The sequence below is a fragment of the Bordetella petrii genome (genome assembly GCF_020991325.1).
GTDB classification, from domain to species: Bacteria; Pseudomonadota; Gammaproteobacteria; order Burkholderiales; family Burkholderiaceae_B; genus Bordetella_A; species Bordetella_A petrii_E.
This window is the reverse complement of sequence record NZ_JAJMLX010000455.1, coordinates 1-2,065: the sequence shown is the minus strand read 5'-3', so window position 1 is coordinate 2,065 and position 2,065 is coordinate 1. Positions and strand designations below refer to the sequence as shown.

3 protein-coding genes and 1 pseudogene are annotated in these 2,065 nt (G+C 69.9%); 3 read left to right on the top strand and 1 reads right to left on the bottom strand.

What is annotated here, in order from left to right; translation table 11 throughout:
* Positions 1–827, top strand: a pseudogene (locus tag LPZ50_RS24470) (peptidase M14); the annotation flags it as partial.
* A 28-nt stretch (positions 828–855) separates the two neighbouring features.
* Complete coding sequence (locus LPZ50_RS24465) at positions 856–1,299, top strand: copper resistance protein NlpE (protein ID WP_230665432.1); 444 nt, start codon at positions 856–858, stop codon at positions 1,297–1,299.
* A gap of 2 nt (positions 1,300–1,301) precedes the next feature.
* On the opposite strand, the gene LPZ50_RS24460 is transcribed toward LPZ50_RS24465, so the two are convergent.
* Entirely contained in the window at positions 1,302–1,496 is a 195-nt protein-coding gene (locus LPZ50_RS24460; RefSeq protein WP_230665433.1) for an oxidoreductase-like domain-containing protein, read from the bottom strand.
* 73 nt (positions 1,497–1,569) lie between these two features.
* Between LPZ50_RS24460 and LPZ50_RS24455 the strand changes: the two genes are divergently transcribed.
* On the top strand, positions 1,570–2,065 hold a 496-nt coding region (locus LPZ50_RS24455), incomplete at its 3' end, for an AraC family ligand binding domain-containing protein (RefSeq protein ID WP_230665431.1).

Here is a 2,065-nt window from a genome sequence, read left to right as displayed (position 1 = left end):
AGATCGCCGCCCACATGCAGGCGCCGGGCGGCGAGCCGTTCCAGGCCGTCTCGCGCCAGGGCCGCCCGGTGCTGGGTACCTATGTAAAGGGGCCTGGCCCGGCGGTGTTCATCTCGGGCGCGCAGCATGCCAACGAAACATCCGGCGTGGTGGGCGCCCTGCGCGCCGCGCAGGCCCTGCGGGCCGCCGGCGATGCGCATTTCGCGCTGGTGGCGGCCGAGAATCCCGACGGCTATGCCTTGCACCGCGAACTGTGCGCGCACCATCCGCGCCACATGCACCACGCGGCGCGCTACAGCGCACTGGGCGACGATGTGGCCTATCGCACGGGCGAGCCATGGCTGGAGCACGCGGCACGCCGCCACGCCCTGGCCCGCAGCGGCGCCCGCTTGCACATCAACCTGCACGGCTATCCCGCCCACGAATGGACCCGTCCCCTGTCGGGCTACCTGCCGCGCCAGTTCGAATCGTGGACGCTGCCCAAGGGCTTTTTCCTGCTGCTGCGCCATCACCCCGGCTGGGAGGCCGCAGCCCGGCAACTGGTGGATGCCACCGCCGCGCGCCTGGCCGGCGTGCCCGGCCTGGCGGCTTTCCATGCCCGCCAGGCGGCAAGCTACGAGGCCCATGCGCTGGAACCCGGCTTCGACACGCGCCACGGCATAGCCTGCGTGGTCGCCGAAAGCGAACTGGAACTGGCACCGCTGGCATTGATATCGGAGTTTCCGGACGAAACCCTGTATGGCCCGGCGTTCGGCTTTGCCCATACGGTACAAATGCACACCGTGCTGGCAGCGGTGGCAGCCTACCAGGACATCGCGCTACCCTGATGCCTGTACCGATGCCCAAGGAGCCCCCATGAAAGCCATCGCGCCGCTATGCCTGTCCGCCCTTGCCCTGGCGGCCGGCTGCGCCCACCGGCAGGATGCCGCGCCGCCGCCCGTGGCGGCCGAGGCGCCCGCCCAGGCCGACGGCCACAACGCACGCAACTCGCTGGACTGGGCCGGCGCCTATGAAGGCACCCTGCCCTGCGCCGATTGCCCGGGCATCCGCACGCGGCTGGTGCTGCATGAACACGGCGCGTACGAACTACGCACTCAGTACCTGGACCGCCAGCCCCATCCCACCGAAGTGCGCGGCACGTTCACCTGGCAAGCGGACGGCGGCACCATCGTGCTGGACAGGGCCGGTAACGAACAGCGCTATTTCGTGGCCGAGGGCCGCCTGATCATGCTGTACCAGGACGGCAGCCGCCCCAGCGGCCCGCTGGCCTCGAAGTATGAGCTGATGCAGGTCCGCTGACGCTAGGGCGCCAGGCCGTTGCGCTGCTTCCAGGCACGCAGTTGCTCATGGTAGCGGTCCATGGCGTCGTCGTACAGATCGTAGACGCAGGGAATGCAGCCGCTGCCGCAGCAATCGCCGGGCCCGGGACGCTCGGGCGGCAGGGGTTCGGGGTCGTGCGCGGCGGGGGCAGGCTCGGTTTTCTTGTCGCGGGGCATGTCTTCTATTATCGCGCCGCGCCGCCGGTGGTAATCTGGCTGGCGGTTTTCCCCAAGTATGTCCGGTACTTTCATGTCCCATGTCCAATTCTGGCGCGACTCTCGGCTGCCCTGGGCCGAGAGCAGGCGCGCCGTGCGCAGCCGCGCCTGCTACCTGGCCCACACGCACGACACCCTGTCTATCGGCGCGGTCAACAGCGGCGGCAGTGTGTTCAGCAGCGGCGGCGCAACCCACCGGCTGCGTCCAGGCAGCCTGGTCATGGTGCCGCCGCGCTGCGTGCACGCCTGCAATCCAGACCCCGGCGCGGCCTGGAGTTATCAAATGCTGCATCTGGAGGCCGACTGGGCGCACACGCTGCTGCAGGAAACCGCGCCCGCAGCCGGGCTGCCAGACCAGGCCAGCATCAGCGGCTCGCCCGCGGCCTACCTGCGCTTTTGCCAGTTGAACGACGTCTTGTTTTCGGCGGCCGAGCCGGCAGACAAGGAAACCGCCCTGGTCCTGTACGTGGGCGGACGTTCATGGCTGGGCCGGCCGCCGCGCGCGGCCGACGTGCTGCCGGCGGCGCGCC